Source organism: Spirosoma endbachense (genome assembly GCF_010233585.1).
GTDB lineage: Bacteria > Bacteroidota > Bacteroidia > Cytophagales > Spirosomataceae > Spirosoma > Spirosoma endbachense.
In genome coordinates this window covers 9,720,370-9,743,389 of sequence record NZ_CP045997.1, presented here as the reverse complement: position 1 = coordinate 9,743,389, position 23,020 = coordinate 9,720,370, and the positions used below count along the sequence as shown (strand labels likewise).

Here is a 23,020-nt window from a genome sequence, read left to right as displayed (position 1 = left end):
AGAAGCACCTTAGAGAGACAGTTGAACACCAAATGATACCACACGCTGCAACGGATAAAAGACGCCCACGTCACCGGTTCCGGTCACTTCCGGGTCGAAATTTCCTTTTAGGCTCGTCCATTCCCAAACATTTTGTCCGGTTACGTATATACGAGCCTGCGACAGTTTTATCTTCTGAAGTAGCGTTTGAGGTAATGAATAGCCCAGCGAAATATTTTTCAGCCTCATATAAGCCGAGCTTTGCAGGTAGCGAGTTTGGGGTAATATGTTGTAGGTAGAACCGGAGCGATAGATCGGGTAGTAAGCGTCCGGATTTGTTGACGACCAGGAATTCTGGTATACTTCCTTCGTACCGACAGCCGCTCCGCTATTAATGGCACCCCAGAAATAACTACCCTGGGGAACAAAGTCGCGCTTTCCAACGCCTTGAAGGAGTATATTCAGGTTGAAATTGTGCCAGGTAAGATTCCCCGTTACACCATACTGATACTTTGGTGTCGTGTTCCCGATAATGCGCTGGTCGCCCGGATTGCTTACTGTATTGGCTCCTCGAGTAATGATTTTATCGCCATTTAAATCGGCGTAATGGACATCACCCGCTCCCCATTTGCCTGAGTTGCCAAGCTGGTCCTGATTGGCAGCCGCCGACACTTCACTGTTAGCCTGAAACAGACCTGACGATTCAAAACCCCAGATTTCGCCCACTTTCTGACCTACGTAATAGTTATTGATCAGCTTGTTTGGGTTGTTGTCAAACTTAGAGATGACTGCCTGATAATTGGACAACACGATGCCTAAATCGTACCGCAGGGGGTGAGTTGAGCCAATCTGATCACTCCATTTTAGGCTTAATTCGAAACCGGTGGTTTTCAGTTCGGCACCGTTGCGTTGGGGAGCTGCTGTACCTAACACGGCCGGTAACCGGTCGCCGGCAACCAACATTCCTGATGTGATTCGTCGGTACCAGTCGAAGCCGACGTTTAACTTGCCCCATAGGTTGGCATCTGCCCCAAAATCAAGCGTAGATACTTTTTCCCAGGTTAAATCAGGGCTAACCAGGCCCGGAGCCTGAATGCCTGATGGTAATGTACTGCCAATGATGAAAGGCACTTGCAGGTTAATTCCAAAAAGGGAAACATAGGGGAAGTTGTTAGCCAGCAGCTGATTCCCTAAACTGCCGTAAGAAGCCCGGAGTTTCAGGTCCTTAAGTCCCCGGCTTAGCGGTTCCATAAATTTCTCTTTGGAAACCCGCCACCCTATCGAAACGGACGGGAAGTAGCCAAATCTACGACCGGTTGGGAAACGGGAAGTTCCATCGTAGCGGCTGTTCAATTCGACTAAGTACTTGCTTCGATAATCGTAGTTGAACCGCGCAAATACACCCCTGATGGCCCATGCTGTCTGTTGATCGGAGGTGGTGATGATACCTGTGGCCAGATTCAGAACGGGGGCACTTATGCTGATCAAATCCTGCTTTCTGACAGAGGCAGTCGTCAGATTGTACCATTCCTGGTTATAGCCAATCAGCGCTGAAATTTGATGATCCTGCTTTATAGATGTCTTATAGTCCGCAAATAAATTACCCGCGAAATAGCCTGATGTAGTAAAATCCCGTTGCACGAATGAGGGAGATGTGCCAGATATCTGAGGGATCCAGGTATCCCGGATGTAGGGGAATGCCACCTGGGTTTCTTTGATATCCTGTCGCATGGACGTATAGGCGAAATTACCACTGATTTTCAATCCATCAATAACATAGGCGTCAGCATTTACGGCATAAATGCCTGTTGATGAGGTATTTACTTTACGAGAGCCACTTTCGAGGAAGTTAACGAAGTTTTCTGTCGCGATACCTTCACCTACCGGAGAATTGGCAGGTGTTTTAACCGGAAATAAAACCTGAGGCTCTCCCCGAGTCATCTGCTCCCACCAGTCTGACCCCTTATTGGGGTATTTGTGAGGTTCATCGTAGGTAGTGGATATATAGTTTGCTTTGGCACCTACGGTCAGCCAGCCTGTTAATTCGGTACTGACGCTCGTAGTAAAATTATATCGTTTGAATACATCGGTAGCTGTTGTAAACAAACCATCCTGTTTCAATGAACCGGCCGAAACGTAATACGAGGTTTTGGCATTGCCCCCGTTTATGTTGAGGGTATGGGTTTGTCCGGGTGCCCATGGCTTCACCATTGCCTCAATTACATTATTGGAAGCGTTCCAGAAAATCTTGCCGTTTGGCAGAATGTGATAGCTGGGGTTATTGACCGGATCGCTGCTGTAATCCTTTACCCACTTTACCTGATCATCCGTGTATTTCTGGGTGCCGTTTAAATTTAGTTGAGCAACGTTCTGTGATTCCAAGTATTCCTGAGTACTCAGGAGGTCAGGCAGATAGGTAGGCCGGTTGAATTGCAGGCTACCGGCGTAACTAATAACAGGTTTTTTATCTTTACTCCCCTTTTTCGTCGTTACTAAAATAACCCCAAATGCCCCGCGTGCTCCATAAATTGCAGCAGAAGCTGCATCTTTCAACACGGTGATTGTCTCCACATCGGCCGGATTTAACAGATTCATGTCCATCTGAATGCCATCAACTAACACCAGGGCGCTACCGCCCGACAAGGATGTGTTACCCCGCACATTAAAGGTCGGGCTGGCATTGGGATTACCGTCGGGGTTTGTAACGTTCAGGTTTGGGATTAATCCCTGCAATGCCTGCCCAAGTTTAGTGATCGGTCGACTTGTCAGAGCCTCGCTACTTACCTGAGCAATAGCACCCGTTACGTTTTCTCTCTTTTTTGTTCCATATCCGACCACAACTACCTCATCGAGTGACTTATTCGTCGTCACCATGTGAATATCGATCGTTGTCCGGTTTCCCGTCAATACTTCCTGCGATACATAACCGACAAAGCTAAATACCAGTGTTGTAGTAGTCGCTTCGTCGTTGCGGCCGGAAATACTCAGCTTGTACTGCCCTTTGGAATCGGTTGTCGTACCCCGCTGAGTTCCTTTTACCACAACACTTACGCCCGGCAGGGCCTCATTTTTTTCGTCGGTAACAGTCCCTGTGACAACAATGTCGGCCATTTCCATATGTGCTGTCAGTACAGCTTGTGGCTGTATACCATCCAACTGGTTCAGGGCAGGAATTGTCGTTGGACTAATGCCTGACTGGTCCATATCGGTCGATGCCGAGCGGAGCCTTTTGTTGGCGCTATTCGACAGAATAACGTAGTTGTTTTTTATCTTCCGATAGTGCAGGCCAAAGGGTTGAAGCAGCGTTTGCAAACTGGCTTCGAGTGTTGCCTGGGGGCGAGCCGCTGCTACTGGTACAGTCAGGCTTTTCAGGAAACTTTCTTCGAATAGAATATTGACGTGATACCGTTCTTTCAACTGTTGAATAACATCCGACAGGCGGTATGTTTCGGATTGATGAATAACGGTACGGTGGGTATTCTGGGCTAGCATCTGCGCCGTGACAGGCAGTTTTCCGATCATCAATAAACTCAACAATAAAAAACGAAAGGTTTGGCTATACCCCTGTTTACCAAGAAGTCGGTTCATACGATACTACGATTAGAGGGTGATTGGAAAGCAGTAAACACTATAAATCATGTATATTTATAGCCTTACTTTTGATAAATAGATACAAAATACGTCACCTACCCTAATGAAAAAGTGTAATTTTTTGAGAAAAAAAATAATAAAGTAAATAGTGAAAAAACAGTATGTCGTAGTGCTGACTTGTCGATGCAGGGAAACAACTGCTTCGCCAACTTACTGGGTGAGTACATATACCGTTTTGGATTGGTCGATATGCAGATTCATCATCAATGTCAACGCCTGGAGTAAGTCATCGGCAGTTTCAGCCTGGAAAGTTCCAGACACGTTACGGACCTTCAGGTCGGATTGAGGAATTTTTACCGTCACACCGAAAATGTCGTGCAATTGATTGGCAACATCTGCTAGCGGAGTATCGGCGAATACAAATCGATGATCGTGCCAGGTTACGCGAGTGGGTGTAATGGACGGATGCTGCATTTTCAGATGCCCCTGGGCAGATACGGTTGCCATGTCGCCTGGCGTGAGTACGACTGGACGGGCCGTGCGGGGAGTGTTCAGTTCAATGCGACCACTTTCCAGTACAATTCGTGTAGTGTTCCGGCGGCTGTTGATGACAAATACGGTTCCCAGTACCTCCACGGTTGTCTTGTCAGGTGTTTCTACCATGAATCGCTGTCTGTTGGGTTGATGAACGATTCTAAATTCAGCTTCACCATCCAGCCAGACTCGCCTTGTCCCTCGTGAAAAGCCAAACCGGGCGTACTTTACCGAAGAATTAGCCCCTAGCAAAACTCTGGACCCATCTGGAAGCGTTAACGACTGGATTTGTTTATATCCATTGCGCTGAGTCGTGTAATACCAGTAGTTGGTAGTGATCCAAAGGCTAATGAGTAGCGCGACTGAAGCGGCCATCCACAGGAACCCGCCTGATTGCAGCCAGTGCGTCGGTTTATGACTGGAAATGGATTTGAAATAAACTTCATGCCCACTGAGTTCGGTTGGTTCAACTGAAACGGATTGCCCCATAAATTGGGAAAAATGGTGACGAGCTGCATCCATGTCCGGGTAAAACTGCGGATGTAAGCGTTCCCATTCGTCTAAGTACGTATAGTACAGCGTATTTCCTTCGTCGGTCTCTAGCCAGGCTTCGATGGCCTGACGTTCTAAAGGAGTGGCTTGCCTGGTAAAATAAGTGAATACAATGGCTTTGGTTGGCCCTGGTTGAGAATGGTTCATGGCTGTAGAACTTTGCGAAAAAGGACCAGAGCTTTGGTCATATGGGCCTCGACTGTTTTGATTGATATATGAAGTTCGTCGGCAATTTCCTGATTTTTACGACCCTCGAACCGGCTCAACAGAAACACCTGTCGAACAGAGGGGGTAAATGCATTAATTACTGCTTCAATCTGTGCGCTGAGCTCATCGAACTGAATCTGTTCGTTGGGAAGCGTAGTCAAACCTATCCGGTCAGCTTCCGTGATTGATTCCTGCGAGATTATTCGTCCAGCTTCCCGTTTTAGGTAAAGCAAACAATTTTGACGAACGGCCCGATAGAGGTACGCCCGGTATGAGAACGTAATACGCTCGAACAGCCTTTTCTGCCAGAATACCTGAAACAGATCGGCCACGATATCTTCGGCCAGCATCTTTGAATAAACGTATCGGACGGCATGACTGCAGAGCGGCTCGTAATACCGACGGAATAGCAGATCGCAACCCTGATAAGGATCGCTTTCAAATGACCGCCGAATAAGCAGTTCATCATCTGGACCAACCGATATGGTTTGACTACACGCAGTTGAGCGCAATGAACAACTGGACAAACTGTCCTCCGGCGAAGGATTGGAAGATATCATAGTTCGGCTGTTACGTGGGTTCTCTGAAGATACCATTTAGACGAGTTACCCTAATGGCTCGTAAAAAAAGTACGAATCAGGCCTGGCGTTAAAAGTGAAACAATAAGTGTTAAGCGATTTAGCCGGTACACTGAAGCGGATAAAAAGCTACGATTAGACGATCAAGTGTGGCTTTTGGACAATTTGATTCGATGAATACACTTTTAAGACGATAATTACCAGGTGCCTGAGCCAGCTATGCCCTATGTTTGGATCATAGTTGCCGGGAATACATTGATGAGAATGGCCAGGACTGGAAGACAAGTCAATACTATTGTGGCTAGCTAGTAATAAGGGATGCTACTTCTGGAACAGACCTTACGCTTTTACCGCTCAATGACTCGCTACATTTTCAAAAAAGTGTAGTTTATAACCTTATACGAACTAGTCCTTGCCGCTACGTAAATACAGAAGGAGGCTAAAGAGATTAATCACTAGCTTTGGTTATTGACACCAGAGCCGGTTTTAACGGGTCGATACCCTATAAAAACTAGTAAAACCTACATGATATGGAATTGTACCAGATTGATGAAAGAGGTTCTTTATTTATTTCGCCTTCCATCGATAATTGGGAGCCAATATCGCAGCTTACTATTGATGTAGTATTTAATCTGGACTATACGCTGGATCAGAATATTCCGGAGGAAATGAATAAAACACTTTATATCTTTTTCCCATTCGAAGATAGAGAGTTACCCGATCTCCAGAAATTGCATGCCCTGGCTCAATTTGGGGCCAGTTTGATTCACGATGGCCATCAGGTTTTGTCACACTGTGGTATGGGACATAATCGTTCGGCTCTATTGGCGGGCCTCATCCTGACGTATCTGGGCTTCAGTGGAAAAGATGCTGTTCGTATGATTCAAGCCAGAAGACAGGGTGCTCTGTATAATAAAATGTTTGCTGCCTATCTTGAAACGATACCAGCCTCTAAAACAGATCCTGTTTCAGATCGTCCGATTTCGTTGTTTAATTAACGTATCGCTTTCTCGCAGTTTTCTGTAAATAATCAGCATATGGCTAGGGTCCAGTCTTTTCTGCACAACCATGTAGTCAATAGCTGTACTGCTTATTAGTAGGAGATTTGTTGGATTATTTAAAATTTTATACTGGAAATTGAATTATAGTTGATAGAATATTTGTGTATAACGCCTTTTTGTCTTACTTAGCTGTATTCTTCCTGAAAGACTCCTCTTTAGAATGGCTACCAGACAAAAAGAATCGGCAACCCGATTCATTATTCATGTAATCACGGCCGCTTTCTGGCTTGGCCTCATCCAGTTGCCCTCGGGCCTTGTTGCCCAGAAATTGAGTCCCCAAAAACTGGATGCCCTTGTCGATAAGCAGATGTGGCTGGCCATTGATGAACTCAGCGATTATGTGTCCCTACCAAATGATGCCGTTAACCCAGCCAACATTCTCAAAAATATAGCCTGGACTGAAAAGGCGATGACGAAGCGGGGTTTTCAGACAACGGTGCTTAAAACCAATCAATTGCCTTTAGTTTTAGCGGAGAAAACGTTTCCGAAAGCTACTCAAACGGTTTTGTTCTATTTCCACCTGGATGGCCAGCCCGTACGACCCAGCGAGTGGAATCAGAAAGACCCTTTTGTGACGGTGCTTAAAGAAAAAACCACCACTGGCGAATACAAAGACTTAAGTGGCAACTTGCCCAAAACGGGGGTTAACGACGAGTGGCGCCTGTTTGGCCGTTCTACCTCGGATGATAAAGGGCCAATTATAATGATGCTCAATGCCCTCGATATTCTCCAGACCGAAAAGCAAACCCCGCCTTTTAACATCAAGATCATTATTGATACCGAGGAAGAGAAAGGGTCGGGCGGGTTGAAAGGGGCGTTGGCTTCCTATAAAAACAAATTGCAGGCCGATTTTATGATTGTGATGGATGGCCCCATGCATTCGTCTAATTTACCGACCCTAACGTTCGGTTGCCGGGGTAATGCGGGTTTCACCATAACTACCTATGGGCCAGTTACGCCACAGCACAGCGGGCATTTTGGCAATTATGCCCCAAATCCGGCATTTCGGCTGGCCCGGCTGATAACGTCAATGAAAGATGAGCAGGGGCGGGCCTTGATTCCGGGATTCTACGACGGCATTACGTTTGACGACGAGACCAAAAAAATCATGGCGGCTGTGCCCGATAATAAACAGGCTATCAACAAGGCGCTGATGATCGTTGAGGAAGAGAAGGTAGGAAATAACTATCAGGAGTCTCTGCAATATCCATCGCTCAACATTAAGGGAATGAAGGCGGCTGTAGTTGGTAAAGGGTCTGGAACCATTGTGCCCGAAGAAGCCGTAGCGACTTTCGATATTCGCCTGGTGCCCGAAACCGACGGTAAACGGATGGTCGAACTGGTTAAAAAGCACATCGAAAAGCAGGGCTTCACCGTGCTGGATCATGCACCAACGCCCGAAGAACGGCTAAAATATGCTCAGATCGTTTTTTTTGAGGGTAATGCCGGTACGCCCGCTTTTCGCACAAATATCAACGAACCGATGGGCGTTTGGCTACGTAAAGCTGTATCTGATGGATTTGGGAAAGAGCCGGTAATAATTCGGATTATGGGCGGAACGGTGCCTGTTGTGCCATTCATTCAGGCACTTCAGGTTCCTGCGGTCATTGTTCCCTTAGTGAATATGGATAACAATCAGCATAGCCCGAACGAAAACCTAAGGCTTGGCAACCTGCGAACCGGTATAAAAACCTGCCTTTCTATTCTTACTGAACCACTTCAGCAAAGGGCTCATTAATTCAGGATAGTTTTGTCGAAAGATTAATCTTAACAGGCATGGCTCACCGAAAAAAGAATCGGGTAGGGGCAATGTCGGCCTTGATCGAATCGACCAATGCGCCACTTGGCTGGTAGCGTATTGCATATCCTGGCTGATTCGCTGAGGGTGTTACGGCTGCATAAAGCAAACCTCTGGCATCATATGGATCGACACTTAAGCCGCTAAATAGCCGGCGGATAAATGGCGTATTGGCCTGAATAGTCACATCGTTGATTGAAAAGCGATAGGTTTCGCCCTTTAACTTACCGTTGTCGGCCGGATCATTGAAGGAATTGACGAAGAAAAAAATCGTTTTGTCGGCGTTTAAGGTAATTGCACTGGGTGTTTTAGGACCTCTACCCACTTTAAGCCGGGTCTCGACTATTTTGCTCGTCGGGTTAATCCGAACCATCTCATTGGTTGATGATGCATAGGCCCACAGTTTCTTATTGGCATCAAAGGCAATCGGGTTGGCATTTACGCCCGCGTCAATGCCCGGCTGAACCACTTCATCCGTATCCGTATTAATAACGGTCAGGACCTGCTCCCCACCAACGCTCCCCACAAAGACCTCTTTGTTGACAAGTACCATACGCTCCGCACCTTTCGTGACCGGAATTTTCTTTACAACAGTCCGGGAACCCAGATTCAGGACCAGAATATAGCCGGGTTTAGTATACGTGTTTGCCCCACTGCCGGTTGCATCCCAGCAGCTGATATAGGCTTTATTGGGACCAGCATAAACAACGAATCGTGGATTTTCAACATCAGGAGCCTGGAAGGTTGCCAGCGATTTGAATGTGCCTGACTCAACAATTTCAACTTTATCTTGTCCGCCCGCATTATTATCGACCAGAATGACGCCTTTACCGTCAATTTCTGTGTAATCCTGAACGGTGCCTCCCAGCGCTCTACCATTGGCAGCGTTAAAAATATCTACTGTTGGCGTAGCGGTATTGCGGGCTATGAAGGAAATTGACCCGTTGCTGGCACCAGGAGTGCCTGCATTGACGATATAAGCGCCTTCTTCATAGGGCGAAGGTGGGGCATCCTCAACTTTGCAGGCTCCGGCAATAAGCGTTAATAAGGCAATGCTAATACCGCTGAGTAAACGATTACTACTTGTCATGAAACTGTACAACTGGGCTCTTTTTATTCAACAAAGAACAGATTTATTGAGAATAAACCCTATCTGAAGCCTTTTTTGTTTTTAACTAACCACCCGAAGTTCCGTCAATTCAGTTGCAGATCAGCAAAATAATAGGTCGATGTCACTTGCTCGCCAGTGGCCGTTTTAAACGAATACGTTTTGGTTACCGTACCGACAACCTGTACGCTTATTGGCTCAGCAAAATAGGGAGCCTGATAGACGAAGGTATGGAATTCGCCATTTTCTCCGCAGGGATCGACGTTCTGTGGCAGGTCATCGACAAACGACTGATCGAGGATGCGTCCGCAAAAGGACTCGTCGAGGTATTGGCTATTGACACTAACAACGATCGTTGAAAAGCCTGCTGCCCAGAATTCATCGAGCAATTGACGGGATGGAATACGCCAGAGTGGAAAAACCCCGGTCAGGTTCTTACTGGCCAATTGAGTTTCACGCCACTTTCGTAAGTCCTCCAGAAAGATATCGCCGAAAATCGCATGAGTGACCCCAGCGGCAACGAGCGGCTCCAGCGTATTGGCCATTCGTTGCTCGTAATCGCCCATTGAGCTTTCTTCAGGCAGATAGAGTTTAGTCTGCGGTAAACCCAACTGCTTTGCCTGGGCATCAAGTAAATGTTCAGGCACACCGTGCATCGAAATGCGCCGGTTAGCCGCATTCAAAGTCGTCAATAGTGTTTCGATCTGATAATCGCCTGCCTGAAGTAGTTGCCACAAGGCGAAGGCCGAATCTTTCCCGCCCGACCAGTTCATGATTGCTTTGGTCATAAAACAGGTGTTTTGACAGGTAGAGGCAACCCGCTAACCATGAGCGTAACGGCATCAGCCTGGCTGGCTACGTACTGATTCGCCCACCCCTGTAGGTCGGTGAATGCTCGACCTATAGCCGTTTCGGCGTGTACGCCCATGCCTAGCTCATTGGTGACGATAATAAACCGACCTGGTAGCTTCACCAGTTCGTCAACCTCTTTTTGAAAGAGCCTCAATGACTCGGTAACATCGCTTTTTGTATCGCCAAAAAAGTTAGTCAGCCAGAGCGTCACACAGTCAATAACGACCGTCTGACCAGAGATAGGAAGCTGACTGACCTGGCGAAGCTCTTCAAAGACGGTCCATTCCGGGCCACGATCCTGCTTATGATGCGATACCCGCTCCGCAAACTCATCGTCCCATATCCTGGCCGTTGCTACGTAAACCGGTGTCGGACTCCATTCGCGGGCCAGTTGCTGTGCATATCGGCTTTTACCGCTCCGTGCTCCGCCCGTAACCAGATGCAGGTACGCCTGTCTTGGAGGCATATAAGTCATAAACTTTTGATTCTAAAGCAGCCGGAATAGCGAATATATCAGGGTGGAAGCAAGCTGCCAGCAGTTCGATACCATCCACTAGCGTTGCCGCTGAAGGCTGGGTGAATAAATCATAGTCGGCAATGTAAACCGCTTGATTGGCTACGGCTCGTAAGCTATGCCAGCCGGGTTGTTTCTCAAGTAAGGGTAACTCCTGTAGGGTGCGTTCTGTGGTGAAGCCACACGGAGCAATTACCAGTACTTCCGGATCATACCGGCGTACTTTTTCCCAGGATGTAACGATGCTATCACCCGATGGATTACCCAGCATATCGATGCCACCCGCATACGCAATCTGATGCGGAATCCAGTGGCCACAGTTGTAGATTGGCGCCATCCATTCCATAACCATCACCCGTTTGGGCAACACCCGCTTTGCCCGCAGTCGGTCAATGACAGCGTCAATTCGGGTGCGCAGCCCTTGCAGATAGGTGTAAGCCGCTTCTTCGTGGCCTAGCGCCGATGCAATTGTTATCGCGGTATCGAATACATCGGTGAGACTTTGAGGAGTCAAAGCGACAACGTTGGGCATGTTGGGCAAGCGGTCAAGTACCGCCTGCGTGCATTTCGTATCGATCTGGCACACCTCGCAGACGTCCTGCGTGAAAATTACATCGGGAGCGATCTGATGCAGTTTCTCTTCTTCAACGTAATAGAGGCTTCTTCCCTCAGCTTTTGAGGCTGAAAAAATCCGGTCGATCTCTTCACTACTGTAATCGTGACCTTCCAGTACGCATCGTACTAAAATTTCGTTTTCGGCGCGAGAGGGCTCCGGGCATTCAAACGTAACCCCATACAGCAAATCCTGTAGGCCCATGTCATAGACCATCTGCGTAGCTGCGGGCAGAAAAGAACAAGCTTTCATAAAGATGAAAGAGCGAATGAGTGAAAGAATGAATGAGTGATTGAGTGAAGCTCGGGCTGTCTTGCAAACCTAGCGATGAACAAGGCAATAGCAACCTGCATCCTGCGGTTAGGTCAACTATAAGTTCACTCAAAACAACAGGATGCAGGCTATTCCTAAATCATCAGGCTATTGCCAGTTTGGGGTAGCGTGTTTGTAGCCATTCGAATGCGCCGAAGAATAGGGCACTATAGGCTAAAGTACCGGCCAGAAAATTACGCATGTACGGAAAACCTTGTGCAATGCATTGCAACCAACCGGCGAAGTCGCGCGATAGGGGCAGGTTGGTGCGCATATCCAGACCACCGGCCAGCCAAACGCTGGTGTCGGCCAGGAGCCAGTGCGACACGGACCCGATCAGGGCGGCTATAAGCACATTCTTAACCGACACTTTTTGCAGCAATACCTTGCCATACCAAACGATCAGGGCAAAAATGCCATAAATCCAGTACCAGCCATTATACATTATACCGAACTGCCCGTTGTAGAGTACCACATTGATGACCAGATCGCTCAGAAACAACGTTATCAACGGTAGACCGAATGCTTTCCAGTAATTTTTGAAATACGATCCACCAAAGAGCGCCATCGCGCCAATGGGCGTAAAGTTAGCCAGCGGTAAGCACTGCGCCGAGTTGGCAATCCGAAGAACGGCCGCCAGCACAATGAACAGCAGTAATACTGTAAAACGAGGATTAAGTTGTTGCTTCATATGCACTTCAAATATTTTCTTGTAAAACAAAGAGCCTGAAGCTCCCTGTACGCTTTAGTTTAACCACTTACCAGGTAAAGCGGACGCCAACGCTGGCGTTTCGACGGCGGGTATTGTAGCCGTAAATATCGTAATACGTTTGGTCAAATACATTACGAACGTCGGCATACAAGCGCAACAGTGGGGTAAGTTTCCCTTCCGCATAGAGATCGACCGTTGTATAAGCGGCAAGCGTTATATTGTCGGTATTGAATGTTTCGCTGTTGTAGAAACGATCGGTACGTTCTCCTATCGACCGAATTGTTGCCGAAACGAACAGTTTCGGAATAAAACGGTAGCCTACGGTTAGATTTACCTGCGTTTTCGGGCGCCGGAACAGGTTATTGTACGTTGTATCGCGACCCGCCACCTTCGTCTTCACCTCGCCTGTGAGCAGCATAACGTTCCCTGTTAGCGTCAGTTTATTCAGTTCGGTTTGCGCTTCTACTTCCAAACCATGATCATGCTGGCGGTCGAAGTTAATGTATCGACCGTACGGAGCTGAATTCAGCGATTCAAAGAACAGGACGTCCTTAATCTGCCGGTCGAAATAGGCAGCACGTACCCAGGCGTTTCGGCTACGGGTAAATAGCTGAACGCCCACTTCCGTTGACCAGCTATGTTCGGGACGAAGCGCTTTGTTGCCATAGGGCGAAAACAACTGATATAACGTTGGAGCCCGGAAACCGGATGACAGGTTGACAAATACTTTAATCCGGTCAGAAATCAGGTACGACGGATTGAAGGAATAGGTAAATACGTTGCCATACAGCGAATTGCGGTTATATCGACCCCCTAATTCAACGGATAAACCCTGGTAAGGTGTCAGAATTCCCGTAGCATAGACGCCTACCTGCCCGATCCGGGCGGTGTCGGCTCCGATAGGGGGCGACTGATACGGCCCAAACGAGCTGACCGACAAGTAGCTTTGATCCGTATTGCTGAAGCGATAATCGGCCCCGGTCAGCAATTCGCCCCAGGAACTCAGTTTGAGGTTATGATAGATCTCGGCAAAATGGGCAATACCACCATACTCCTGGGATGAATAGCGTTCAGAAGCGCCCGGCTCAACTTTTGTTGAATCGTTTTTATACGTTCGGCGACTGTCGCTAAGGCCATAATTGATCATCAATCGGCCATGTTTGTGTTTATATTCCAGACCAGTAGCCAATCGCTTAAACTGGTTCTTATAGGTATAATCTTTTTCGTCGGCGAAAGCACCATTGTCAATGTCGGCCGTATAGCCCGTTGTCATGCCCTGTAATTTCCAGCTCAGGCGCGATGTCAATTGTAGGGTCAGATTGGCCAGTAGCGCATTCTGTTTATAGCCGTCGTTGTCAAAATTCTGATTACCAGTACGGTCGGTAGCCGCCGAAAACCCGTCTGAAGACAGCCGCGTGTATTGGACGTTATAGGAAAGTCGGCTTGTCTGACCGCTCACGCCAACCGTTCCCCGGAAGGTATTATACGTCCCGTAATTGACCGAAGCCGTTACGCCAACCGGTTTGTTGCCAACGGCATTGCTACCTGCCCGTTTCGTGAAAATATTGATTACACCAGCCACCGCATCGGACCCATAACTGGTTGACTGCGCTCCCCGTAGAATTTCGATCCGGTCGCATTCTCCAACCGTAAGCAGATTCAGGTCAAATGTGTTGGCTGTTCCGGACGGGTCATAAACGGGCAGGCCATCCAACAGAATCAGCGTATTCCCGGCCGAAGCGCCCCGCAGATAAATGTCAGGATTGGTGCCTAATGGACCATTAGAACCCACAATTTGGAGACCGGCCTGCCGGGAGAGCAGTTCACTAACCGATTGCGTGGCGTAACGTTGTAGCACCGAATCTGACAATACCGTAACGACTTTACCGGTTTGCGAGAGTTTTTGCTCGATCTTGTTGGCCGTAACCGTTACGGCATCCAACTGAAGCGACCGCGCTGTAGACGATGGAGGTGTTTCCTGACCCAATGCAGGCAGACAGGATACGGCCAGACAGGCCGATAATAAAGTAATGATTTTGCTCATCATTAATCAGCTAAACTGAGATTAAGTAATGAGCTGTCGGAAACTGAAATAAAAGACAAACAGCACTTTTGGCCCGTTTGTGACCGTACAGGTGATCAGACCACCCAACCGAAACATGTCTTTCATCCCCGGCTTTTTACCCGAAAGCTCGAATCATGAATTCGTTTGAGGCAGGTCTTCTGGCTCGTTCTACCAACAAGGCCTTCCCGTCGAGAGACAGTGGCTTTTATCTTGCTGGCTGGTCACTAGAACTTACAGCTACGGGAATAGCCCCGGATTTACACCGGTGTTCCCTTTTAATCACCCTTTCTGATTGGGTAAACCTTAAACGCGGGGCAAAGATAGAGAAATTGAATGGAAAGTAGGCAGTAGGAAGTCTTCAGTAGGCAGTGAGCAGTCTACAGTTACCGCGCTCTGAATATCTGCCTACCGTAGACTGCCAACTGCTCACTGCCTACTTTCTTAAAATCCGTCGGCTTTTATTTCCTTCTCCGTGATGGTTCCGTATTTTTTTACCTTTTCCCGAATCGTGTCGGCTTTACCAATGAGTACGAATTGAAGGTTTGTTTTAGGAAAATACTGGTCAATGATTTGCCGGGTTTTGGCTACGGTCAGCCCGTCGACGTTCTTCTGGAAGTTGTTGATAAACGACTCATCGAAACCAAGACTGAACATATCCGTCAGCAGATTCGCTAGTTCACTGGCCGATTCGTAGCGGGGTGGAAAGTCGGCTTTTACGTAGTTTTTCGCCGAAAGGAGTGTTTTTTCGTCAATACCCGTTCGATGCAAACTGTCCAGAACCTGGAGGGCCATGTCTATTGCCTCGGTGGTAGTGCTGACCTTTGTAAACGTCGAAATGGCAAACGTGCCACTGTTGCGGAAGGTACCGAACCGGCTTCCAGCTCCGTAGGTAAGGCCAGAATTAACGCGCAGTGCGTCGTTTAGCCAGGAGGTAAATCGACCGCCCAGAATTGTGTTGACAACTGTAACCGGAATGAAGTCGGGGTTATTTTGCGTAATGCCTTTCCCGCCAATCAGAAACGTTGTTTCGCGGGCGTCGTCTTTATTGACCAGCAACACCCGGTTCTTATCGAACGCAACCGTCGGTTCGGTTAGTTTGAGCGATGAAGCAGCCGCTGTTTTCCAGTTGCCAAACAGGTCGGTTATCAGTTTTTTCATCGCCACCGTGTTGAAATCGCCTACTATAGCAATGGCGGCCCGATCGGCAGTATAATTCTTCTGATAAAACTGTTTGGCATCGATGGCCGTAATGGCCGACACGGCCGTTGGCGTTCCCGTAATGGGATTTGCATACGGATGACCCTCATATACAAACCGATTGAAATACGAGTTGATCACCCCTCGTGGACTCTCTTTCTGCTGGGTTAACTGGAGGAGTTGGCGTTGTTTGTATTTGTCAAATTCGCCCTGATCAAACGTTGGTTTCGTAATAACATCCTGAATGATGTCGAATAGTAAATCCTGATCTTTTACGGCAAACGAAGCCGTCAGTTTGGCCACTTCCTTACTGCCATACGTATCGATACTGGCTCCAACGTATTCGGTTTTTTCTTCGAGTTGCGCTTTGGTATATTTTGAACTGCCAAACAACAGTGCATCGGCGGTCATATTGGACAGGCCATATCGATTTCCATCCTGAATCGCCCCGGCATCGAACACCGCCGAAACGTTGATGAGTGGCACCTCATGTTGCTCCATCAGATAGATGGTCAGGCCGTTTTTGAGCTTGAATTTCTGGTAGGGCGGCACTTTAAACGTCTGCGCCAGCGACGTGCCCGCCGTCAGCAGGGCTATAAAAATAAAGGCTATTGGTCTCATTCGTAAAGTCTTTAGGGTAACACAGTACAGCATCTTGAGCACAATCTTTCGGTTGAACTCGTTGTTGCTCTGTGTTTATAAAAATCAATTGTTTTTCGCCGGATTAGCTTTTGGTTCTGGCAATAGATAGCCTACCGTACGATTCCGGGCGGTCAGATACGTTTTGGCTACGCGCTGCACATCTTCTTTGGTCACTTTTTCGTAAAGGGCCGGGGCTTCGTACAGCTTTTTATAATCGCCAAAAAACAGCTCGTAGGTGCCGAGGGAGTTGGCCTTGCCATTGATGCTTTCCATCGTTCGGTAAAACTCCATCAGCTTCTGATTTTTCAGTTTCTGTAGTTCAACATCCGTTATGCCATCCTTAATAACCTTGTCGATTTGGTTCAGTACTGACCGCTCCAGTTGTTCCGCTGAGATGTTACTGGCGGCAATGGCGTAGACTGAAAAGAGATTCGGATCGAATGACTCACCGAAGTTTGAAAACGCCCGCGACGCAATCGTCGAATCCAGAACGAGTGATTTGACCAGCCGGGATGAGTTTCCTGAACTCAGGACACCGCTTAGCAGGTCAATTGCATAATAGTCGGGGTGGCGACTTTCGGGCGTGTGGTAAGCCAACAGAATATTGGGTGTAGCTACGTCTTTGTAGGTCGTGGCACGCCGTTCGCCATTTTGTGGGGGTTCAACGGTGCGCAGGCTGTCGGGCAGTTTCTGAGCTGGAATGGGTTCGATGTATTGTTCTGCCAGCTTTTTTACCTGAGCTGCCGTTACATCACCGACCACAACAGCCACTGCGTTGTTGGGGGAATAATACATTTTGAAATACTTCTCCAGATCGGCCTGCGTCCACTTTTTGATGTCGGACTCAAAGCCAATGACCGGAAACATATAAGGGTGCTCGGCAAAAGCTACCGACTGAACCAGTTCACTAATGACTCGGTAGTTACTGTTTTCCAGGCCGGTACTTCGTTCTGATAAAACAACACCCCGTTCGCTCTGTACCATCTTAGGATCAATGGCCAGATCGCGGATACGGTCTGATTCGAGATCGAAAATTGTTTCGAGTGCACCGCTCTGAAACCAGTCGGTGTAAACCGTTGTATTTTCGGTAGTATACGCATTGTTCGAGCCGCCATTGGCTTCCATAACCCGGTCGAACTGTTTGGGACCGTATTTTTTAGCCCCATTGAACATCATGTGCTCAAAAAAATGCGATAGGCCCGTAATGCCGTGAACCTCATTTCGGGAGCCTACTTTCCAGAAGGTGTAGAAGTTGGCATTAGGGATAGAATGGTCTTCGAGCACCATGAATTTCATGCCGTTTTTGAGCGTAAACGTCTGCACGTCTTCTGGCTTGGGCTTGTTCTGCGCCAGCGCAACACCCACCAGGAGTGTCAACCCAGCGAGTAGCCCGATTCGTTTGTTCATGAGAATGGTTTTAATTGGTAAATGCTAAAAATAACACCGGTGGGGCGTAATACAAAAGCGGTTACAAAATGGAACCATTAAGTGGTAGTAATTGGCGTAGTTTGGGTGATTTAGTATGCGTTTATCTAACTTTTCGTACCTTTTAGCCCCTGTTTATCGCAACTGTGCATATCCTCAAAAAATGACAAAAGTTAGCCTTACGATCCTCTTTCAACTCCTCTTATCACTCTCTTTTGCGCAGCAAAATCTGGTTCCTTACGTCCATCCGTTAATTGGCACCGAAAAGATGGGACATACGTTTCCGGGCGCTACTGTACCATTCGGAGCGGTTCAGTTAAGCCCAGATTCGGATACGCTGTCTTACGAATTCAACGGAAAGTATAACGGGGCTGTTTATAAATACTGTGCGGGCTACAAATACGAAGACAAAACGATTGTTGGGTTTAGCCATACACATTTTAGTGGCACAGGGCACTCCGATCTGGGCGATTTTCTGATCATGCCGACACAGGGAGCTTTGCAGCTCAATCCGGGCGTGGCTTCAGATCCGAAGAGTGGTTATCGGTCTGCGTTTTCGCACACCAATGAAGTGGCAGAAGCGGGCTATTATAAAGTCAAACTGGATGACCATGCGATTGTGGCCGAATTAACCGCGTCCAGTCGGGTTGGCTTTCATCAGTACACGTTTCCCAAATCCAACCAGTCGCATATCATCCTGGATCTTACCCACGGCATTTACAATTATGAAGATAAAGTTGTCTGGACGTACGTGCGGGTCGTAAACGATACATTGATAACGGGTTACCGGCAAACCAACGGCTGGGCACGTACCCGAACCGTCTATTTTGCTCTGTCGTTCTCAAAACCATTTAAATCATACGGCCAGAAAAATCTGGATAAAGCGCAGGTGTACAAAGGGTTCTGGCGGAAATTCGATCAGACCCGGAATTTTCCCGAAATAGCAGGCAAACGGATACGGATGTATTTTGATTTCGACACGGAAGAGGGCGAGAAAGTAAAATTAAAAATGGCCCTGTCGCCGGTAAGTCAGGAAAACGCGCTGGCCAACATGCGGGCCGAAATCCCACACTGGAACTTTGAGCAGGCAAAAACAACAGCGCAGGCCGACTGGAATCGGGAATTAAACAAAATCCAGATCGATGCGTCGGAAACCGATAAAGTGAATTTCTATACGTCACTCTATCACTCGTTCATTAATCCGACAACCTACATGGACGTGAATGGCCAGTACAAAGGGCTTGATCAGGGCGTTCATCAGGCAACCGGATTTACGAATTACACCACGTTTTCATTGTGGGATACCTACCGGGCGCTGCATCCTTTTTTCAACCTTATTCAGCCGTCCCGCAACAACGACATGGTACAATCCATGTTGAACCATTACGACCAGAGTACGCTGAAAATGTTGCCCATCTGGTCGCACTATGCCAACGATAACTGGTGCATGAGCGGTTATCATAGTGTGTCGGTGCTGGCCGATGCAGTGGTCAAAGGGGCTTACAGTGGCGATGCACAAAAAGCACTGGACGCCTGTATTGCGACTTCGAACCATCGCAGTTATGAAGGAATTGGCGAGTACATTGATCGGGGCTACGTACCATCGGCTTCCAGCGGCACTTCCGTATCGAATACGCTCGAGTATGCCTATGATGACTGGTGTATTGCGCAGTTGGCAAAGAAACTAAACCGGCAGGACGTATACGAAACCTACCTGAAACGTTCCGAAAGCTGGCAAAATGTTTTCGATAAGTCGATTGGCTTCATGCGCCCCCGGTTGGCCGATGGTTCGTTTAAGAAAGAATTTGACGTCTATAAAACAGACGGTCAGGGATTTATTGAAGGGAACTCCTGGAATTTCAGCTTTTTCGTGCCGCAAAATCCTACCTCGCTGATCCAGTACATGGGCGGCCCTAAAAAGTTTTCTGCCCGGCTCGATACACTTTTTTCGATGCACTTACCAGACGAGTTTTTCGCCGAAACCGAAGACATTACCCGTGAAGGCATAATTGGTGGCTACATTCATGGGAATGAACCAGCCCACCATATTGCCTACCTGTACAACTGGGCCGGTCAGCCCTGGAAAACGCAGGAACGGGTACGCATGATTCTCAACATGCAGTATAAATCGACGCCCGATGGCCTGGGTGGCAATGACGATTGTGGCCAGATGAGTGCCTGGTATATGTTTTCAAGCATGGGTTTTTATCCGGTGGCACCCGGTTCAGAAGACTACTCGTTGGGTAGTCCTTCGGTTAAGAGCGCCCGTCTGAATCTGGAAAATGGCAAGACATTTACCATCGAAGCCATCAATCAGGGCGATAAGAATGTGTATGTGCAGAAGGTGTTGCTAAATGGCAAACTGCTCACCCAGCCAACGATCACCCATACTGACATTATGAAAGGCGGTACGTTAACCTTCTATATGACTGCTAAACCGGTGAAGAAATAAACTAAATCCTCCAATCAGGAAAGAGTAACTAGAAAGGGATGTTCCAGCTTTCTAGTTGCTCTTTCCTGATTGGCGAAAGCCTACTCCGCCCGTAAGCTTTTCGCGGGATTCATCAGGGCCGCTTTGAGACTTTGGAAGCTGATCGTTACCAGCGTAATAGCCACGGCTACCAACCCGGCCAGTACAAATACCCACCACTCAATATCGACCTTGTAGGCGAAATCCTGCAACCATTTGTTCATCGCCCACCACGCAATCGGAGAGGCAATAATCAACGAAATCAGCACTAATTTCAGGAAGTCCTGGGACAATAGCGCAACAATGCTCGAAACGGATGCGCCCAGTACCTTCCGAACCCCAATTTCTTTGGTCCGTTGTTCGGCCGTGAAGGTGGCCAGTCCGAATAAACCCATACACGAAATCAGGATTGCAATCGCTGTTGCCAGATTGACAAGCTGGGCCGTTTTCTGCTCTTTCTCATAAAGTTTGGCGATGGAATCATCCAGAAATGAGTAATCAAACTTATTGTCGGGATATACCTCATTCCACTGTTTCTCAATACTCGCCAGCGTCGTTTTTAAATTATCGATCTGGCGGCCTTTTGTAGCCAGTTTGACCCCAATATTCTGCGCCTGCCGGGGCATATAACTAATAAATACAGCCCCGATTTTCTCGTGAAACGATTGCTCATGAAAATCGGCCACGACACCAACGATTGGATATTGTCTTCCTTGAAAATCAATGAGTTGATTGACGGCATCGGCTGGTTTTTTGAAACCCAGCGCTTTAGCATAGGAGGCATTGATGACCATTTCGCGTAGTGAATCGCTTTTATGATAGTTTCGCCCGGCCAGCAAGTGGAGTTGATACAACGGAATAAAATTCTCGTCGCCAACCTTAGCCGACACATCCATCTCCACTTCTTTCTTGCCCCGGTATTTGAGTTTGGTTACCATAAAGCTCTGACCCATTGGCGGAAACCATTGCATCGTTACCCGGTCAACATCGGCCAGTTGTTTGATCTTTTGGGCCAGTACCCGACTTTTATCGTCGTGGAGTGTATGTACGTCAATAATGGCATCTGTTGAAAAACCGAGGTCTTTATTGCGCATAAAACTAAGCTGACGACCAACGATCAACGTTCCGATAATAAATGCCAGCGAAATCGTGAACTGAAACACAATCAGGCCTTTGCGCAGATACCCTTTCTGACCCCCCTTGAGCGCGCTTTGCCCTTTTAGCGTTAGCGCAGGCAGGTACGAAGACAGCATCCAAGACGGATAAAATCCGGCCAGCAACGACGTAATGACAATAAGCCCCGTCAGGAAAAGCAAGGTCTGGAGACTGATGAGGTTGAACGTTAAGCCAGTGGGCGTCAGCGACTGCATAACCGAAAGAATAGGCCCGACGATCAGCAATGCAATGAGGACCGCCATACAGGTTAACAGGGCTGTTTCGCTGAGAAACTGAAAAATCAGGCTCGTTCGGCTACCGCCCATCACTTTCCGAATGCCAATTTCTTTAGCGCGCTGGATGGATTGAGCCGTCGATAGATTGATAAAGTTAATGGCTGCAATCAGCAGAATAAACGCAGCCACGGCCATCAGTCCATACAAGGTCGGCAAGTGTGCTTTTCGGGAATAATTATCCTGGTAATTTTCATTGAAATGCAGGTCGGATAGCGGTTGTAAAGCCGGCCAGAATTTCATTTCCTTTGCAAAATGCTGTTTCGAAAATTGGTGGAATAGGGGTGTTAGTTGAGCGGGCGTTGTGCCTTGAGGAAGTTTGACGAAAGCCTGCGACGCCGACCAGTTGTCATTCCATTCATCGAGATTGATCTCACCCTTTAACTTGCTGGCCCGTATCGTTGCCATCGAAATAAAATCGGTGAATGTAAAGTCGGTTGGCTGTTTCCAATCCTTCACGATACCCGCTACACTGACCCGTACCGAATCCCGATAAATCACATCCTTGCCCATGATTTGAGCAAGTGGTAAATCACCAAAATAGTTACGCGCCTTTTGTTCCGATAACACCACCTTTAGGGGTTCGTTCAGGGCTGTTTTGGGATTGCCAGCCAGCCACTCATAGCTGAAAATGTCGAAATACTGGGGGTCAACAACCACAATATCAGCGGTTCCGCCGGTTTGTCTTCTGCTTTCGAAATGCTTTGGCTTTTCGTTCCCATCGGGCACAAGAACATCTGTTTCAATGTTGTGAAAAGCCGCAACCGTTTCCAGCCCCGCAATCTCTTTTCGGACAGCAGCCGGAACGGCATTCGGAATGAAACCAACGGAGTGTTTTTCGTCAGTTGCGTTATATTTTACATCACCGACCAGCCTGTAAATTCGCTCCTGGTCGGGATGGAATGAATCATAGCTTAGTTCATAGTTGGTGATCAGGTAAATGACCAAACAGGCCGTTATGCCCAGTGTGAGACCAAATAGGTTGATTAGCGTACTGACTTTGTGCTTCGTCAGATTGCGGAATGCGATTTTAAAGAAATTGCGTAGCATGACAGGACTTGCGAAAAAAGGTGACGGATATTCAGTTGGTTTACGCTTTATGGCGAAGGGTAGTCCAGAGCGGGGTTTTAGAAATCCCAACACTTCCCTGCCATATTGCCGCCGGGCCGAGGTAAGCCCAAACAGGCGGCAATTCCGCTCAAAGCGCTCCTGCAAATCGCCCTCCAGCTCCTCCAGCAAATGGGGAGCACTGAACCATTCCAGGAGCCGATTGGCCCAGCGGGGCGGTCTGACCGGTCCGTCGGCGCGGTTTCGGGGAGTGTTCATAGGAGCGAATGACTGATGGAAAGCAATGGATTGATT

The 23,020-nt window shown here is 47.9% G+C and carries 15 protein-coding genes and 1 riboswitch; of the genes, 3 read left to right on the top strand and 12 right to left on the bottom strand.

Annotated features, from left to right (window positions below; translation table 11 throughout):
- Positions 1-9: 9 nt before the first annotated feature.
- The 3 genes from GJR95_RS39205 to GJR95_RS39195 form a co-directional block, all read right to left on the bottom strand.
- Positions 10-3,567, bottom strand: a complete 3,558-nt coding sequence (locus tag GJR95_RS39205; protein WP_162391050.1) for a SusC/RagA family TonB-linked outer membrane protein — start codon at positions 3,565-3,567, stop codon at positions 10-12.
- Between the two features lie 213 nt (positions 3,568-3,780).
- The gene (locus GJR95_RS39200; protein ID WP_162391049.1) at positions 3,781-4,803 is read right to left on the bottom strand and encodes a FecR domain-containing protein; all 1,023 of its coding nucleotides are present in this window, start codon (positions 4,801-4,803) and stop codon (positions 3,781-3,783) included.
- Positions 4,800-5,423, bottom strand: a complete 624-nt coding sequence (locus GJR95_RS39195; RefSeq protein ID WP_162391048.1) for an RNA polymerase sigma-70 factor — start codon at positions 5,421-5,423, stop codon at positions 4,800-4,802. Before GJR95_RS39195 ends, GJR95_RS39200 begins: the two co-directional genes overlap by 4 nt.
- Before the next feature lie 548 nt (positions 5,424-5,971).
- Here GJR95_RS39195 and GJR95_RS39190 point away from each other — a divergent pair.
- Together GJR95_RS39190 and GJR95_RS39185 are read left to right on the top strand one after the other, a co-directional pair.
- On the top strand, positions 5,972-6,439 hold the full coding sequence (locus GJR95_RS39190; RefSeq protein WP_162391047.1) for a protein-tyrosine phosphatase family protein: 468 nt from the start codon (positions 5,972-5,974) through the stop codon (positions 6,437-6,439).
- 223 nt (positions 6,440-6,662) lie between these two features.
- Entirely contained in the window at positions 6,663-8,240 is a 1,578-nt protein-coding gene (locus tag GJR95_RS39185; protein WP_162391046.1) for a M20/M25/M40 family metallo-hydrolase, read from the top strand.
- 43 nt (positions 8,241-8,283) lie between these two features.
- Here GJR95_RS39185 and GJR95_RS39180 read toward each other — a convergent pair whose 3' ends face one another.
- The 8 genes from GJR95_RS39180 to GJR95_RS39145 form a co-directional block, all read right to left on the bottom strand.
- A complete protein-coding gene (locus GJR95_RS39180) occupies positions 8,284-9,390 on the bottom strand; it encodes a DUF5074 domain-containing protein (protein WP_162391045.1) in 1,107 nt (368 codons plus the stop codon).
- A gap of 104 nt (positions 9,391-9,494) precedes the next feature.
- Positions 9,495-10,196, bottom strand: a complete 702-nt coding sequence (locus GJR95_RS39175; protein WP_232541011.1) for a Dph6-related ATP pyrophosphatase — start codon at positions 10,194-10,196, stop codon at positions 9,495-9,497.
- Complete coding sequence (gene cobU, locus GJR95_RS39170) at positions 10,193-10,726, bottom strand: bifunctional adenosylcobinamide kinase/adenosylcobinamide-phosphate guanylyltransferase (RefSeq protein ID WP_317167033.1); 534 nt, start codon at positions 10,724-10,726, stop codon at positions 10,193-10,195. The genes GJR95_RS39175 and cobU overlap by 4 nt, the downstream gene beginning before the upstream one ends.
- The gene (locus tag GJR95_RS39165) at positions 10,671-11,639 is read right to left on the bottom strand and encodes an ABC transporter substrate-binding protein (RefSeq protein WP_162391043.1); all 969 of its coding nucleotides are present in this window, start codon (positions 11,637-11,639) and stop codon (positions 10,671-10,673) included. The genes cobU and GJR95_RS39165 overlap by 56 nt, the downstream gene beginning before the upstream one ends.
- Before the next feature lie 163 nt (positions 11,640-11,802).
- Positions 11,803-12,390, bottom strand: a complete 588-nt coding sequence (locus GJR95_RS39160) for a DUF6580 family putative transport protein (protein ID WP_162391042.1) — start codon at positions 12,388-12,390, stop codon at positions 11,803-11,805.
- A gap of 67 nt (positions 12,391-12,457) precedes the next feature.
- A complete protein-coding gene (locus GJR95_RS39155; protein WP_162391041.1) occupies positions 12,458-14,458 on the bottom strand; it encodes a TonB-dependent receptor plug domain-containing protein in 2,001 nt (666 codons plus the stop codon).
- 149 nt (positions 14,459-14,607) lie between these two features.
- A riboswitch (cobalamin riboswitch) is annotated at positions 14,608-14,797 on the bottom strand.
- 120 nt (positions 14,798-14,917) lie between these two features.
- Complete coding sequence (locus tag GJR95_RS39150) at positions 14,918-16,294, bottom strand: M16 family metallopeptidase (protein ID WP_162391040.1); 1,377 nt, start codon at positions 16,292-16,294, stop codon at positions 14,918-14,920.
- Positions 16,295-16,378: 84 nt separating this feature from the next.
- Positions 16,379-17,722: a M16 family metallopeptidase gene (locus tag GJR95_RS39145; protein WP_162391039.1), complete on the bottom strand. Its 1,344-nt coding sequence runs from the start codon at positions 17,720-17,722 to the stop codon at positions 16,379-16,381.
- A gap of 181 nt (positions 17,723-17,903) precedes the next feature.
- On the opposite strand from GJR95_RS39145, the gene GJR95_RS39140 reads away from it, so the two are divergent.
- Positions 17,904-20,192, top strand: a complete 2,289-nt coding sequence (locus GJR95_RS39140) for a GH92 family glycosyl hydrolase (RefSeq protein ID WP_162391038.1) — start codon at positions 17,904-17,906, stop codon at positions 20,190-20,192.
- An 80-nt stretch (positions 20,193-20,272) separates the two neighbouring features.
- Here GJR95_RS39140 and GJR95_RS39135 read toward each other — a convergent pair whose 3' ends face one another.
- Positions 20,273-22,984 carry an ABC transporter permease gene (locus GJR95_RS39135; RefSeq protein WP_232541010.1) on the bottom strand — a complete coding sequence of 904 codons (2,712 nt, stop codon included), beginning with the start codon at positions 22,982-22,984 and terminating at the stop codon, positions 20,273-20,275.
- Between the last annotated feature and the right edge of the window lie 36 nt (positions 22,985-23,020).